The organism is Caulobacter sp. UNC358MFTsu5.1 (assembly GCF_000712075.1).
GTDB lineage: Bacteria > Pseudomonadota > Alphaproteobacteria > Caulobacterales > Caulobacteraceae > Caulobacter.
This window is the reverse complement of record NZ_JONW01000013.1, coordinates 199,021-213,422: the sequence shown is the minus strand read 5'-3', so window position 1 is coordinate 213,422 and position 14,402 is coordinate 199,021. Positions and strand designations below refer to the sequence as shown.

Annotated in this window: 14 protein-coding genes and 1 pseudogene; 5 read left to right on the top strand and 10 right to left on the bottom strand. The window is 70.0% G+C overall.

The features are described from left to right. Positions 1 to 83 precede the first annotated feature (83 nt). A pseudogene (locus BR39_RS27495) lies at positions 84 to 185 on the bottom strand (hypothetical protein); the annotation flags it as partial. A gap of 235 nt (positions 186 to 420) precedes the next feature. On the opposite strand from BR39_RS27495, the gene aspS reads away from it, so the two are divergent. Then, positions 421 to 2,259 (top strand): aspartate--tRNA ligase, encoded by a 1,839-nt coding sequence (gene aspS, locus BR39_RS0125115; protein WP_029917321.1) that lies wholly within the window; start codon positions 421 to 423, stop codon positions 2,257 to 2,259. A gap of 92 nt (positions 2,260 to 2,351) precedes the next feature. Here aspS and BR39_RS0125110 read toward each other — a convergent pair whose 3' ends face one another. From BR39_RS0125110 to BR39_RS0125100, 3 genes are all read right to left on the bottom strand, one after another. Beyond that, positions 2,352 to 3,299: a pentapeptide repeat-containing protein gene (locus tag BR39_RS0125110; protein ID WP_029917320.1), complete on the bottom strand. Its 948-nt coding sequence runs from the start codon at positions 3,297 to 3,299 to the stop codon at positions 2,352 to 2,354. Positions 3,300 to 3,396: 97 nt separating this feature from the next. Beyond that, a complete protein-coding gene (locus BR39_RS0125105) occupies positions 3,397 to 3,891 on the bottom strand; it encodes a pentapeptide repeat-containing protein (protein WP_029917319.1) in 495 nt (164 codons plus the stop codon). An 81-nt stretch (positions 3,892 to 3,972) separates the two neighbouring features. Beyond that, a complete protein-coding gene (locus tag BR39_RS0125100; RefSeq protein ID WP_035019083.1) occupies positions 3,973 to 6,741 on the bottom strand; it encodes a ribonucleotide reductase in 2,769 nt (922 codons plus the stop codon). 245 nt (positions 6,742 to 6,986) lie between these two features. Between BR39_RS0125100 and BR39_RS0125095 the strand changes: the two genes are divergently transcribed. Both BR39_RS0125095 and BR39_RS0125090 read left to right on the top strand, forming a co-directional pair. Further along, positions 6,987 to 7,382, top strand: coding sequence for an NADH:ubiquinone oxidoreductase subunit NDUFA12 (locus BR39_RS0125095; RefSeq protein WP_029917317.1), 396 nt, complete (start codon positions 6,987 to 6,989; stop codon positions 7,380 to 7,382). Between the two features lies 1 nt (position 7,383). Beyond that, positions 7,384 to 8,073: a DUF2155 domain-containing protein gene (locus BR39_RS0125090; RefSeq protein WP_029917316.1), complete on the top strand. Its 690-nt coding sequence runs from the start codon at positions 7,384 to 7,386 to the stop codon at positions 8,071 to 8,073. On the opposite strand, the gene aat is transcribed toward BR39_RS0125090, so the two are convergent. From aat to BR39_RS0125070, 4 genes are read right to left on the bottom strand one after another with little or no spacing between them, the layout of a single operon-like run. Further along, positions 8,010 to 8,663, bottom strand: coding sequence for a leucyl/phenylalanyl-tRNA--protein transferase (gene aat, locus BR39_RS0125085; RefSeq protein WP_029917315.1), 654 nt, complete (start codon positions 8,661 to 8,663; stop codon positions 8,010 to 8,012). The genes BR39_RS0125090 and aat overlap by 64 nt on opposite strands. Positions 8,664 to 8,684: 21 nt before the next feature. Further along, positions 8,685 to 10,028, bottom strand: coding sequence for an acetyl-CoA carboxylase biotin carboxylase subunit (accC, locus tag BR39_RS0125080; RefSeq protein ID WP_029917314.1), 1,344 nt, complete (start codon positions 10,026 to 10,028; stop codon positions 8,685 to 8,687). Positions 10,029 to 10,033: 5 nt separating this feature from the next. Beyond that, positions 10,034 to 10,540, bottom strand: a complete 507-nt coding sequence (gene accB / locus BR39_RS0125075) for an acetyl-CoA carboxylase biotin carboxyl carrier protein (RefSeq protein WP_029917313.1) — start codon at positions 10,538 to 10,540, stop codon at positions 10,034 to 10,036. Positions 10,541 to 10,580: 40 nt separating this feature from the next. Beyond that, complete coding sequence (locus BR39_RS0125070; RefSeq protein WP_029917312.1) at positions 10,581 to 11,024, bottom strand: type II 3-dehydroquinate dehydratase; 444 nt, start codon at positions 11,022 to 11,024, stop codon at positions 10,581 to 10,583. A 79-nt stretch (positions 11,025 to 11,103) separates the two neighbouring features. Here BR39_RS0125070 and thiS point away from each other — a divergent pair, with 79 nt between their 5' ends. Both thiS and BR39_RS0125060 read left to right on the top strand, forming a co-directional pair. Then, positions 11,104 to 11,304: a sulfur carrier protein ThiS gene (thiS, locus tag BR39_RS0125065; protein ID WP_029917311.1), complete on the top strand. Its 201-nt coding sequence runs from the start codon at positions 11,104 to 11,106 to the stop codon at positions 11,302 to 11,304. 50 nt (positions 11,305 to 11,354) lie between these two features. Beyond that, complete coding sequence (locus BR39_RS0125060; RefSeq protein WP_029917310.1) at positions 11,355 to 12,170, top strand: thiazole synthase; 816 nt, start codon at positions 11,355 to 11,357, stop codon at positions 12,168 to 12,170. On the opposite strand, the gene BR39_RS0125055 is transcribed toward BR39_RS0125060, so the two are convergent. Together BR39_RS0125055 and BR39_RS0125050 are read right to left on the bottom strand one after the other, a co-directional pair. Continuing rightward, positions 12,167 to 12,916 carry a DsbA family protein gene (locus tag BR39_RS0125055; protein WP_029917309.1) on the bottom strand — a complete coding sequence of 250 codons (750 nt, stop codon included), beginning with the start codon at positions 12,914 to 12,916 and terminating at the stop codon, positions 12,167 to 12,169. The genes BR39_RS0125060 and BR39_RS0125055 overlap by 4 nt on opposite strands. A 19-nt stretch (positions 12,917 to 12,935) precedes the next feature. Next, positions 12,936 to 14,366, bottom strand: a complete 1,431-nt coding sequence (locus BR39_RS0125050; RefSeq protein WP_029917308.1) for a M48 family metalloprotease — start codon at positions 14,364 to 14,366, stop codon at positions 12,936 to 12,938. Positions 14,367 to 14,402: the final 36 nt, after the last annotated feature.

Sequence of the window (14,402 nt, the reverse complement as noted above, 5' to 3'; positions counted from 1 at the left end):
CCCTTAGGCCCGCGCCCCCGGCGGCCGGGAAAGCTGGAAACAGCCGCCCCGGGTCCGGCTAAGCCTCAACAGGGCTGCCCACCGGACGCTGGCGGATAACGCATCGCGCGGAGCGACTGGCTTCGTCGAAACGGTACACACTTTTGCACTCCGGACGTCGTCCGGCGCTCCGCGTCCCTTTCCATCAGCTCACAGCCATTTGGCGTGGGATCACACCGACTTGCCCCCACCTGGCGGCTTCGCCGCCTGTCCGCCCCCGTAGGGGGCGGAGCCTTCGCACCAGCGCTCTTCCCCCTCCGGGGGAAGACGACCGCGAAGCGGTCCGTAGGGGGCAAGTGATCCGGCCCAGAATCCTTGACATCCACGCCCCCTCATGCGCCTTTCCGCCCCTCGAAATTCACCGCGTTCCAAAGACTTTCCATGACCTCGACGCACGCCTATCGCACCCATACCTGCGGCGCCCTGCGGGCTTCCGACACCGGAAACGCCGTCCGCCTGTCGGGCTGGATCCACCGCAAGCGCGACCACGGCGGCCTGGTCTTCATCGACCTGCGCGACCATTACGGCCTGACCCAGCTGGTGCTGCACCCCGAAACCCCGGGCTTCGACGTGGTCGAGCGCCTGCGCGCCGAGAGCGTGATCCGGGTCGACGGCGAGGTGATCGCCCGCGACGCCAGCGTCGTGAACCCCAACCTGCCGACCGGCGAGATCGAGCTGCGCGTCTCGGCCGTGGAAGTGCTGTCGACCGCCGACGAGCTGCCGCTGCCGGTCTTCGGCGAGCCGGACTATCCCGAGGAAATCCGCCTCAAGCACCGCTATCTCGACCTGCGCCGCGAGACCCTGCACAAGAACATCGTGCTGCGCTCGCGCGTGATCCAGTCGATCCGCTCGCGGATGTTCGCGCAAGGGTTCAACGAGTTCCAGACGCCGATCCTGACGGCCAGCTCGCCGGAAGGCGCGCGCGACTTCCTGGTGCCCTCGCGCCTGCATCCGGGCAAGTTCTACGCGCTGCCCCAGGCGCCCCAGCAGTTCAAGCAGCTGCTGATGGTCTCGGGCTTCGACCGCTACTTCCAGATCGCCCCGTGCTTCCGCGACGAGGACCTGCGCGCCGACCGCTCGCTGGAATTCTACCAGCTGGACGTCGAGATGAGCTTCGTGACGCAAGAAGACGTGTTCGCGGCCATCGAGCCGGTGATGCACGGCGTCTTCGAGGAGTTCTCGAACGGCAAGCCGGTGTCGCCGATCGACGGCGAGCACACCTTCACCAACGACTTCGGCGTCAGCTCGACCCACAAGGGCTTCGAGCGCCTGACCTACGCCCAGTCGATGGCCTGGTACGGCAGCGACAAGCCGGACCTACGCAACCCGATCAAGATGGCCGACGTCTCCGAGCACTTCCGTGACGGCGGCTTCGGCCTGTTCGCCAAGATCCTGGGCGCCGACGCCAAGAACAAGGTGTGGGCCATCCCCGCGCCGACCGGCGGCAGCCGCGCCTTCTGCGACCGCATGAACTCGTGGGCGCAGGGCGAAGGCCAGCCGGGCCTGGGCTACGTCTTCTGGTCGGAGGACCAGGGCGGCTGGGGCGGCCCGATCGCCAAGAACCTGGGCGAGCCGACGCAGGCGCTCATGGAGTCGCTGGGCCTGGGCTCGGGCGACGCGGCCTTCTTCGTGGCCGGCGACCCGGCCGTGTTCGCCAAGTTCGCCGGCCTGGCCCGCACCCGCGTCGGGACCGAGCTGAAGCTGGTGGCCGAGGAGCAGTTCAAGTTCTGCTGGATCGTCGACTTCCCGATGTTCGAGTGGAACGAGGACGAGAAGAAGGTCGACTTCTCGCACAACCCGTTCTCGATGCCGCAGGGCGGTCTGGAGGCCCTGGAGACCCAGGACCCACTGACCATCCGCGCCTATCAGTACGACATCGTCTGCAACGGCTACGAGCTGTGTTCGGGCGCGATCCGGAACCACAAGCCCGAGATCATGCTCAAGGCCTTCGAGACCGCCGGCTACGGCGCCGAGGTGGTCGAGGAACAGTTCGGCGGCATGCTGAACGCCTTCCGCTACGGGGCCCCGCCCCACGGCGGCCTGGCGCCCGGCATCGACCGGATCGTCATGCTGCTGGCCGAGCAGGTCGCCATCCGCGAGGTCATCGCCTTCCCGCTGAACCAGCAGGGCCAGGACCTCCTGATGAACGCCCCGGCCGAGGTCCTGGACAAGCAGTACAAGGAACTGCACATCCGCTCGGCCCCGCCCATCAAGGTGTAGGGCTGGCGGCGTCGCTCCCATACGAAGAGGCCCTCCGATCCCGGATCGGAGGGCCTTTTTCGTTGGGTCGCCTCGGGGGCCTCGAAGGCCGCTCAGTACTTCGGCGGCTTGGGGGGCTTCGGCGGCTTGGGCGGGACCGGCGGCGGGTTGGCGGCCAGGCGGGCGGCGGCCTCGATCTCGGCGCGGTGGGCTTCGACCTCGGCCCGGGCGGCCTCGGCCTGGGCGCGCTCGAAGCTGGGGCTGATGCGGATGCGCATGTTGCCGCCCGAGCAGTTGCGGACGCTCAGGCCCCGCGGCAGGCGGGTGGCGCCGTCGCCGCAGGCCTCGTCCAGCTGGTCCTGGTCCAGGCCGCGGGCGTTGGACAGGTCGGCGCCGCTGAGGCTGGCGCCCGACAGGTCGGCGCCCCGGAAGTCGGCGCCGTTGAAGATCGCGCCGCGCAGGGTCGAGCCGGTGAACTCGGCGTCCTTGAAGCTGGCGCGCTCGAAATTGCCGCCGCTCAGGTTGCTGGCGTTCAGCTCGGCCGAGGCGAAGTTGGCGCCCTTGGCGTTGACGCCCTGCAGGTTGGCGCCGACCACCTCGCTGCTGGACAGGTTGGCGCGCTCCAGGTTGGCGCCCTGGAAGCTGGCGCCGTGCAGTTCGCTGCTGGACAGGTCGACCCGCGACAGGTCGGCGCCGATGAAGTTGGCCCCGCTGCTCTCGATGCCCGACAGGCGGGCGTCGGTGAAGATGGCGTGCGAGAAGCCCGCGCCGCGCATCTCGGCGCCGCGCAGGTCGGCCCGCGACAGGTCCGCGCCGGTGAAGTTGGAGCCGAAGAAGCTGGCGCCGCGCAGGTCGGCGCCGATCAGGTTGGCCTTGGCGTAGTTGGCGCCGGTGAAGCGGGCGCCGGTCAGCTTGCGGCCCGACAGCTCGCAGTTCACGCAGGCGCCGCCCAGCGAGATCATCCGGGCCACGTCCTTGTCCTCGACGCCGGCATAGGCCTGGTGAGCCACGGCCGACAGGGCGAGGGACAGAGCGGCGACAGCGATCCGCAAGCGGGACATCAAAACCTCCAGACCGGTCAAGATAAGCGACCGTGTGGGTTACGATTTGGGGCCCACGACGCTCAAGCGCCACTTAAATCGCGGTAATGACGGAAGTTTAACGGCAGGAGGGCACGGAAAACCCATGCGGCAAACGGGTGGACGGATCGCCGCAGGCCCGGTTCAGCTGGCCCTGGGTCAGGCCGACGGCCCGGTCCATCTCGGCTCCCGAAAGGTTCGCGCCGGTCAGGGTCGCGCCCCGGAAGTTGGCCCCCTGCAGATAGGCGCCGACCAGGCTGGCGTTGGTCAGGTTGGCCCCGGCGAAGCTGGCCCCGCCGAACACGCCGCCGTAGAAATTGACGTCGCGCAGGTCGCCGCCGGCGAAGCTGGTCCGGTTCATCTCGGCCAGGCTGAGATCGGCCTGGCGCAGGCGGGCGCCGGCCAGGTTGCGGCCCTTCAGCACCTTGCCCGACAGATCGGCCTGGAAGAGGTTGCAGCGCGGGCAGTTGGCGCCGGCCCGGACATTGGCGATCTGTCCGGCGTTCTGCGCCGAGGCGGGCGCGGCCAGGGCCAGCAGGCCGGCGGCGGCGAGGATCGGGAGCAGCGGTTTCATTCTGGCGCGCGTCTTTCGGCGGAAACGTCGATCAAACATGGCCTTGCAAGCTTAAGGCCAGGCAAACGACGGCGGGCCACGTCAGCCCGCGTCGCTCTCGCCTTGCGGTCCGCCGTTGGCCTGGGTCCCGCAGCTGTCGCAGACCACCAGCCCGCCCTTGCGGCTGAGGGCCAGGTCGCCGCAGGCCGGGCAGACGTCGCCGCTGGCCCCCGCCGGACGCGGTTGCTCGTCGCGGCGGCCGCCGAACGGCAGGAACACCAGGTTGTCGGGCGCCGCGCCGCGCGAGAAGCCCCTGGAGATGAACTTGCTGGCGGGCAGGGGCTCGGCCTCGGCCGCGCCGTCCTCCACGCCTTCGCCCCGGCCCAGGCCGTCGGCGTTGAACTCGCCCGGATCGGCGTTGGCCAGGTCGTCGCGCCCCAGATACGAAACGCCCAGCTCGCGGAAGATGTAGTCGAGGATCGAGGTCGCCGACTTGATCGAGTCGTTGCCCGTCACCGGACCGGCCGGCTCGAACTTCGTGAAGACATAGGCGTCGACGAACTCGTCCAGAGGCACGCCGTGCTGCAGGCCCAGCGACACGGCGATGGCGAAGTTGTTCATCAGGCTGCGGAAGGCGGCGCCCTCCTTGTGCATGTCGATGAAGATCTCGCCGACCTCGCCGTCCTCGTATTCGCCGGTGTGCAGATAGACCTTGTGGCCGCCGACCGCGGCCTTCTGGATATAGCCCTTGCGGCGGTCGGGCAGCTTGCGGCGAGCGCGGCCGCCGCGCTCCACGACCCGCTCGACCACGCGTTCAACGATCCGTTCCTTGACCTGCACCGGCGGGGCCTCGGCGGCGGGCGCTTCGGCGCGGACGGGCCTGGGCGCCTCGGCTTCGGGCTCGGGCAGGGACAGGGCGAAGCCTGGGGGCGGGACGGCGCGGTTCAGGCGCAGGGCGCGGACCCCGGCGCGGGCCGCGGCGGCCTGCAGGCGGGCGGCGTCGGCGGGGCGGGCGTCGAACGGCGCGTCCAGCACGGCCGGGACCGCCAGGCAGGTGAAAGTCTCGACCGCGGCGATCATCGCCAGGCGATCGGCCAGGGCCGGCGTCTCGAGGGCGGCAAACAGCGCGCGCAGTTCGCCTTCCAGGGCCTCGCAGTCCGACAGCCGGCGCGCGCCGAGGGCGTGGCGCTCTGCCGCCTCGGTCTCGGCCTCGGAGAAGCCGGCGAAGGCCAGGGTGTCGAACTCGGGATCGGCCAGGGCCTCGGCGGGGACGCCCAGCACGTCGCTGAGGAAGCCGGCCCCGATCACGGAAGGAGCGAAGGCGGCGCGCAGGCTGGCGGCGTGGCGCAGGGCGTCCTCGGCCTGCTCGATCTCGTGGGCGGTGAAGCCGCGGGCCTGCAGGACCATGTGGTCGATCGCCGGGGATTCCGCCAGCGAGCCATGACCCATGGCGTGGCGGCGGGCGGCGTCGAAGTCGGCGCCGGCCTCGTTCAGGCAGGTGTGGGCCGCGGCGCTGAAGATCGGGACCAGCAGGCCGTCGGCGGTCTGGGCGGTCGAGATCGGCGCGGCGCCGGCCGCGTGGCCCAGGGTCTTGCCGCCCAGGCGCAGGGCGGCCTCGGGATCGGCGAACGCGGCGACCAGGCGCGACGAGCGCAGGCCGTGCTTGCGGGCCAGGCCGTGGGCGACGGCCAGGGCGGCGGCGGCCTCCGAGGCCAGCGGCGAGCGCAGGGCGGCGGCGCGCACGCGGCGCTCGGCCAGGCCGCGCAGGACGCCCTGGCGTTCCTGGGTGAAGGCGGGATCGGCGCCCAGGGCCGCGGCGGTCTCGGCGCTGGCGCTCATCGCCGCGCCGACCGTCAGCGCCCACAGGGCCGAGGCGGCGTCGCGCCCCGCGTCGCCGGCGGCCGAAAGGCCTTGGACCAGCAGCCAGTCGCCGACCCCGGCCAGGCCGATCTCGGCCGGACGATCGCCGCGCTCGATCTCCAGGGCGGTGGCCCACAGGCCCACCACCTGGTTGAAGCCGGCGGAGTCGAAAGCGTCGTCGTGCTGGAAGGCGGTGACGTCGACGGCGGCGCGGACCGGCGCGTCCTTGGCCAGGGCGTCGGCGTCCTCGGGCGACAGGGCCAGGATCAGGGCGCTGGTCTCCCAGCCGATCTGCGCCGCGAAGCTGGCGGCCTCGTCGACCGCCGCCACGCCTTGGCGCGAGGCCGTGGCGACCAGCAGCGAGGGCGCGCTCGCGTCGGCGTCGATCAGCCCCGTGCGCGGCGCGCCGGCCAGGGCGATCGCGTCCAGGATCATCCGGTCGTCGGCGCCCAGGTCTCGGGCCCGGCGCGCGGCGCGGCCCAGGGCGCTGTTCTTGGTCGGGTCGGCGCAAGCCTTGGCGTCGCCGTGGCAGCGCTGGACGGCGTCGCCGACCTGGGCCAGGGCCGCGTCGAGGCGCGCGGCGGCCCTGGCCGCCAGCCGGGCCGAACGCCAGCGGGCCAGATGCGCTTCGACAGCGGGCTTGAACTCGATCTCGGCGATATCGGGCAGGCGCTGGGCCGCGGCCGGCGTTCCGACCGGCGAGGCCACGCCCGTCAGCATGGTGGCCAGCAGGGCGTCGCGGAAGGCGTCGGCGTCGGCGGCGTCGCCGAACACGCCGTCCGAAAGGCCCGTCTTGGCCACGGCGTCGGCGTAGCGGGCCGGACCGCCGCCCAGCGGGGCCTCAGGGTCGAAGATCCCGTCGTTGCGTTCGGCGGCCCAATCCAGCCAGGCCTCGACCCGGGCGTCGGTCCAGTCTTCCGGGGCCAGCACCTCGACGACGGCGTTCGGGCGCTCGATCTCGCGCGGCGCGATGCGCGGAGCGGAGGCGGGGTGTCGGGACTGGATGCGCATGGGCGATTCCGCGGCCTGGGCGCCCGGGTGCGCCAAGAATTAGCCATCCTAGATCGCCGAACAACGGCCTTCAATAGATGTGGGGTGCCCGAAGGCCGTGATCCACAAGATGTTGAAGCTGGAACGTGACGTCCGATGCTGGACGCTGGAAGGCCGCCGACCTATAGTCCGGCCGCTTCGCAACGCCTCGGCGTTGCCTGGAAACCCTCCCAGTTTGGGACCTTTGCGAGATTGGTGCTGACGCGGTGCTGAAAGCGATCTTCACGTGGTGGAACGGCGCGACTATCGGTCAGCGCTTCCACATTAGCCGTCGTGGCGTGTTCGTGGGCCAGGACGACTACGGCAACCGCTACTACGAGGCGCGGGACAACAAGGACAGCTACGACGCCCGCAAGCGTCGCTGGGTGATCTACGACGGCTACGCCGAGGCTTCCAAGGTGCCGCCCGAATGGAGCGGCTGGCTGCACTATACGTTCGACGAGCCGCCGACCACGGCGCCGCTGAAGCGTCGCGCCTGGGAGAAGGACCACCATCCCAACCTGACCGGCACGATCTACGCCTGGCGTCCGAAGGGCTCGCTGGCCCGGGGCGGCGAGCGCGCGGTCGCCACCAGCGACTACAAGCCCTGGTCGCCCGAATAGGATGACGATCCGGCGGTCCCTGACGGGCGTGACGGCGGCGGCCCTGGCCGCCTCGCTGATCGGCGGCGGCGCCTGGGCGCTGCAGAACGCGCCGCAACAGCCGCCGGCCGCCCAGACCCCACCGACCGCGCCCACCCCGGCCCCCGCGCCGGTCCAGCCGCGCCCCGCGCCGACGCCGCGTCCTGCGCCGACGGGGCCCGGGGCCCAACCGATCGTCCCGCAATCCAGCACGACGACGACCTCGGCGCCGCCCGCGGCCTCGACCGCGCCGGCCCAGCCCGCGCCGGCCGCCAAGCCCGCCGCGACCGAACCCGAGAAGCCGGCCGAGCCCCTCAAGCGCGCCCGGTCATCCGTCGCCATCCTCCAGGCCCTGGACAAGGTGACGACCGAGACGATGCGGTTCGAAGCCCCGGTCGGCCAGCCGATCCGCTACAAGACCCTGGTGTTCACGGTCCGCGCCTGCGAGACGACCGCGCCCGACGAGGACGCCCCGGACTCGATCGCCTACGTCACCGTCGACACCCAGCCCAAGGCGCTGCCGGGCCGCGTGGCGCCGCCCGGGCGTCAGATCTTCAAGGGCTGGATGTACGCCAACTCGCCGGGCCTGAACCCGCTCGAGCATCCGGTCTATGACGCCTGGCTGATCGCCTGCAAGACCTCGGCCCCGGTCGCGCCGGCCGCCAGCCGATAGAAGTCGGCCTGGGCCGTCCAGGCCCGGCCCAGCCGGCGACGATAGTCGGCGCGCGTGATCTCCATCGTTCCGAACTGTTCGAGGTGCTCGGTGATGAACTGGGTGTCCAGCAGCCGGTAATCGCCGGCGATCAGCCGTCCGGCCAGATGGACCAGGGCCACCTTGCTGGCGTCGCGGCGGGTCGAGAACATGCTCTCGCCGAAGAAGCAGGCCCCGAACGCCACGCCGTAGAGGCCGCCGACCAATTCTTCGCCGTCCCAGCATTCGACGCTGTGCGCCAGGCCGCGCGCGAACAGCTGGCCGTAGAGGCGCTGGATCGGCGTGTTGATCCAGGTCTCCAGCCGACCAGGGCGCGCGGCGGCGCAGGCCTCGACCACGGCGTCGAAGGCGGTGTCGATGCGGACCTCGAACGGTTCGGCCCGGACTGTGCGGGCCAGTCGGCGCGGGACGTGCACGCCGTCCAGCGGCAGCACGCCCCGGCGCTCGGGGTCGATCAGGAAGATGCTCTCGTCCTGGCGGGCGTCCGCCATGGGGAAGACGCCGCGCTCGTAGCAGGCGATGAGATCATCGACCGTGAAGGCGTCGTCCATGGCGATCCCAGACGTTGAGCCTTAGCCCTGCGCCTTGATCCAGCGCTCCAGCCAGTGGATGTCGTAATCGCCGGCCAGGATGTCGGGTTGCACCAGCAGGTCCTGGAACAGCGGGATCGTGGTCTCGATGCCGCCAACGACCATCTCGCCCAGGCAGCGGCGCAGGCGCGCGATACACTCCTCGCGGTCGCGGCCGTGGACGATCAGCTTGCCGATCAGGCTGTCGTAATAGGGCGGGATCGCGTAACCGGTGTAGATCGCCGAATCCAGCCGCACGCCCAGGCCGCCGGGGGCGTGGAAGTCGGTGATGGTGCCGGGCGAAGGCGTGAAGGTCCGCGCGTTCTCGGCGTTGATCCGGCACTCGATGGCGTGGCCTTCGAACACTACGTCGTCCTGGGTGAACGACAGCGGCAGGCCGGCGGCGATGCGGATCTGCTCGCGCACCAGGTCGATGCCGGTGATGGCCTCGGTGACCGGGTGCTCGACCTGCAGGCGGGTGTTCATCTCGATGAAGAAGAACTCGCCGTTCTCCCACAGGAACTCGATGGTGCCGACGCCGAGGTAGCCGATGGCCTTGACCGCATCGACGACGATCTTGCCGATCTTGGCGCGGTCCGCCGCGCCCAGGGCGGGCGAGGGGGCTTCTTCCAGCACCTTCTGGTGGCGGCGCTGCAACGAGCAGTCGCGCTCGCCCAGGTGCACCACGTTGCCGTGGCTGTCGGCGATGACCTGCAGCTCGATGTGGCGCGGCTTCTGGAGGTAGCGCTCCATGTAGACCGTGTCGTCGCCGAACGCCGCGCGGGCTTCCGAACGGGCGGTCGAGACCGCCTCGGCCAGGTCCTCGCGGGTCTGGGCCACCTTCATGCCGCGACCGCCGCCGCCCGAGGCGGCCTTGATCAGCACCGGGAAGCCGATGCGCTCGGCGGCCTCGAAGGCCTCTTCCTCGGTGGACACGCCGCCGTCCGAGCCGGGGACGACCGGGATGCCGGCGTCCTTCACGGCCTGCTTGGCGGTGATCTTGTCGCCCATCATCCGGATGTGTTCCGGCTTGGGGCCGATGAAGGTGTAGCCGTGCGCACCGACGATCTCGGCGAAGCGGGCGTTCTCGGATAGGAAGCCGTAACCCGGGTGGATCGCCTGGGCGCCGGTGATCTCGGCGGCCGCGATGATCGACGGGATGTTCAGGTACGACTTGGCGGCCGAGGCGGGGCCGATGCAGACGCTCTCGTCGGCCAGGCGCACCCACATGGAGTTGGCGTCGGCTTCGGAGTGCACGGCCACGGTGGCGATGCCCATTTCCTTGCAGGCGCGGTGAACCCGGAGCGCGATCTCGCCCCGGTTCGCGATGAGGATCTTGTCGAACATGAGCGTTACTCGATGACGACGAGCGGCTCGCCGAACTCGACGGGCTGGGCGTCGGCGACCAGGATCTCGACGATCTTGCCGGCCTTCGGGGCCGAGATCGGGTTCATGGTCTTCATGGCTTCGACGATCAGCAGCGTCTGGCCGGCCGCGACGGTGTCGCCGACCTTGATGAAGGCGTCCGCGCCCGGCTGGGGCGACAGGTAGGCGGTGCCGACCATCGGCGACTTGACCGCGTCGCCGCGAACGGCGGCGGCCGGAGCGGCGGCTTCAGCGGCGGGGGCGGGCGCGGCGGCGACCGGAGCCGGCGCGGCCACGGCTTGCGGGGCGGCGATATAGGTGGTCTGGGCGGCGGCGACGGTCAATTCACGGGCCACGCGGATCTTCAGGCCGGCGTGCTCGACCTCGATCTCGGACAGGCCGGTGTCCTTCAGGATGTCGGCCAGCTTGCGGACCAGGCGGGCGTCGATCGACGGGGTCTCGACCGGATCGGCGGGGGCCTTGGGATTGGACATGGAAGCTTACCTTGCTGTCTTCTGAAGCCGGGGTCGCCGGCTAGTTCGCGCCGATCAGGCCGGCTGCGGCCTCGATCGCCAGTTCATAGCTCGCCGCGCCGAAGCCGGAGACCAGTCCGGTCGCCGCGAGCGAAACGAAGGTGTGGCGGCGGAAATCCTCACGCGCCGCCGGGTTGGACAGGTGACACTCGATGACCGGAATCTTCAAGGTCTTCAGAGCGTCGAGCAGAGCGATCGACGTGTGGCCGTAGCCCGCCGGATTGATCACCAACGCGCAGGCCTCCGTCCGGGCTTCCTGGACCCAGTCGATCAGCACGCCTTCGTGATTGCTCTGCCGGAAGACGACGGAAAGGCCCCGAGCGGCCGCCCGCGCTTCGCAGCGCGCACGGACATCGTCGAGCGTGTCCTTGCCGTAGATCTCGGGCTCGCGCGTTCCCAACAGGTTGAGGTTGGGCCCGCTCAGCACATGGATGGGTTTTGCCATTCGGCTCCGCCGTCGATTCCGGGAGGTCTTGTATAGCCGGTTCCCTCGCGTCACAAGCAGGGCTCGCTTCGGAGGTGACATGAAGCTTCTCTTGAACGGCGAGGAACGCGACATCGCCGACATCGTCAGCATCGCGGACTTGGTCGCGACCCTGGGCCTGGACGCCCGCAAGGTGGCGGTCGAGCGCAATCTCGAGATCGCGCCGCGCTCGACCTATGGCGATACGATCCTGGCCGACGGCGATCGGATCGAGATCGTGACCTTCATCGGCGGCGGCTAAGGGGTCTCCCGGGGTTTGAAACCCCGCCCTCGCGAGCGTACATGCAGGCCATGAACGCGCACGTCCCCCCCGAATCCGCCGTCCCCGCCGATGAGGCGCAAGACACCTGGACCGTCGCCGGCCGCACCTTCCGCTCGCGGCTGATCGTCGGCACCGGCAAGTACAAGGACTACGCCACCAACGCCGCCGCGGCGAAAGCGGCGGGCGCCGAGATCGTCACCGTGGCCGTGCGCCGGGTGAACCTGACCGACCCGACCCAGCCGCTGCTGGTCGACTACGTCAAACCGACCGAATTCACGTTCCTGCCGAACACGGCGGGGTGCTTCACCGGCGAGGACGCCGTGCGCACCCTGCGCCTGGCCCGCGAGGCCGGCGGCTGGGACCTGGTGAAGCTGGAAGTGCTCAGCGATCCCAAGACCCTCTATCCCGACATGGAAGAGACCCTGCGCTCGCTGAAGCTGCTGGTCGCCGAGGGCTTCCAGGTGATGGTCTACTGCTCGGACGACCCGGTCTACGCCCGCAAGCTGGAAGAGGCCGGCGCGGTGGCGATCATGCCGCTGGGCGCGCCGATCGGCTCGGGCCTGGGCATCCAGAACCGCGTCAACCTGCGGATCATCGTCGAGAACGCCAAGGTCCCGGTCCTGGTCGACGCGGGCGTGGGCACGGCCTCGGACGCGGCGATCGGCATGGAGCTGGGCTGCGACGCCATCCTGATGAACACCGCCATCGCCGAGGCCAAGGACCCGATCCGGATGGCCCGCGCCATGAAGCACGCGGTGATCGCCGGCCGCGAGGCGTACCTCGCGGGCCGGATGCAGAAGCGCCTCTACGCCGATCCCAGCTCGCCGCTGGCCGGCCTGATCTAAACCGGAGCCGAGGCCTTCTTGGCCTTGGCCGCCCGGGCCTGGTCGATGGCCAGGTTCAGGGCGTGCATGTCGGCGCCGGGGATCATCATGTCGCCGACGAAGAAGGCGGGCGTGCCTTCGATGGCCAGGGCCTCGGCCAGGGCGTGGGTGTCGGCCAGATGCTGGGTGACGGCCTCGGATTCGCCGACCGCGCGGGCCTTGGTCAGGTCGATGCCCATCTCCTGGGCGATGCGCATGACGGCTGCGGCGTCGAGGCTCTTCTCGGCCATCAGGCGCTTGTGCAGCTCGATCGTCTTGCCCTGGTCCTTGGCGCCCAGGACCAGGCGGGCGGCGGTCTCGGAATCGTGGCCGAAGATCACGAAGTCCTTGAACACGAAGCGCACGTCGGGGTTCTTCTGGATCAGATCGACGATCTGCGGCGCGGCCAGCTTGCAGTAGCCGCAGCGGTAGTCGAAGAACTCCACGACCGTGATCGAGCCGTTCGGATTGGCCACGAAGTCGCGCGGATCGCGCTCCAACGCCTGGCGGTACTTGTTGATCGCGCCCTTGGCGGAGCTGGCCTTCTCGGCCGCCTGCTTGGCCTGGAGCTTGTTGCTCATCTCGACCAGCACCTCGGGGTGCTCGATCAGATAGGCGTGGACCTTCTCGCCGAAGGCCTTGTCGGCGTTGGCCTGCCCGCAGCCGATCAGGGAGAGGGCGGCGATGGACGCGGCGGCGATCGCCAACGGGCGGAAGGTCTGGAGCATGAAGGTCTCTGGAAATGGGCTAGCGGCGCAGGCCCGAGGTGACGGCGCCTTCCTTGGCCAGGTCCTTGAGGTCCTGGTTGGAAGGGTTCGAGGTCAGGACGATGTCGGTGGCGCGACGCCATTCGACGCTGTCCTTCTTGAGCAGTTCGCGGGCCCGCATGGCGAAGACGCGCGCCTCCTGGGTGGCGCCCATGTTGAAGTACTGCTCGGCGGTGGCCAGGCGGGCCTTGCCGTCCTCGCCGCGCTTGTCATAGGCCTGGGCCAGCAGACGCCAGGCGACGGCGTTGTCGCTCTCGTCCAGCAGCGAGCGCTTCAGCTCGGCGATGCCTTCCTCGACCTTCTTGGGATCGTCCTGGCCGATCAGGGTCTGACCCAGGTTGACGCGCAGCAGGGCGGCGTCGGGCTTGAGGGCCACCGAGCGGCGCTGGGGCTCCTCGGCTTCCTTGACGCGGTTGAACTCGAACAGGATCTGGCCCTTGAGCTCCCAGAGATAGGGATTGTTCTCGTTCTCGGCGATCAGGCCGTCGAGGATCTTCAGGGCCCGGTCGGGCTCCTTCATCTGATAATAGGCGATCGCGCGGGCGTAGCGGGCCGGGAAGGCGCGGTCGTTTTCCTTGTACTTCACGATCGCCACGCCGGGATTGATGAAGCCCTCCAGCTTGGCCTTCATGATCTCGTGCTCGGCCAGCGAGGCCGGGTCGTCGACGGTGTTGTAGTGCGGCAGCTTCTCAACCCGGCTGCGCAGGGCGTCGATGCGGTCGCCCGACAGGGGGTGGCTGCGGAAATAGGCATAGCGCCGCGACTGGTCGAAGACCTCCTGGTAACGGAAATTGTCGAAGAACTCGACGAGGCCGCGGCCGGACTGGCCGGTGGCTTCCAGGAAGCCGGCCCCGGCCTGGTCGGCGCGCGATTCCTGGTCGCGGCTGTAGCCCAGGGCGCCCAACTGGCCGAAATAGCTGGCGTTGCCCAACAGCACCGCCCCGGCGTCCGGCGCCCCGGCCAGGGCGGCCAGAACGCCCAGGCCCATGGTCAGGATCATCGGCTTGAGGCCGGCCCGCATCATTTCGCCCGAACGCAACGGGTGCGCCCCGGCCAAGTGTCCGGTTTCGTGGGCGATGACGCCCTTCAGCTGGTTGGGCGTCTCGGTCTGCAGGATCAGGCCGGTGTTCAGGCCCATCATCAGGCCCTGGGTGGCGAAGGCGTTCAGTTCCTTGTCGCCGACCAACAGGATACGGACCGTCTTGGGATCCAGGCCCGCCGCCGCGTAGATCGGGTCGGCGTCGCGGTGCAGGATCTCTTCGATCTCGGTGTCGCGGATCAGCGAGACGCCGTCCTGGGCGCGCGCCGGTGCCGCGGGGGCCAGGATGGCCGCCAGCAGGGCCAGCGCGGACAGCGCCGAACCCGTCTTCCTGGTCACGCTTTCGGAAGCCGCCCTTATCCGGGAGGTCATCGAAACTCTCCTGATCGCGCCCCCGCGCTCAAGCCG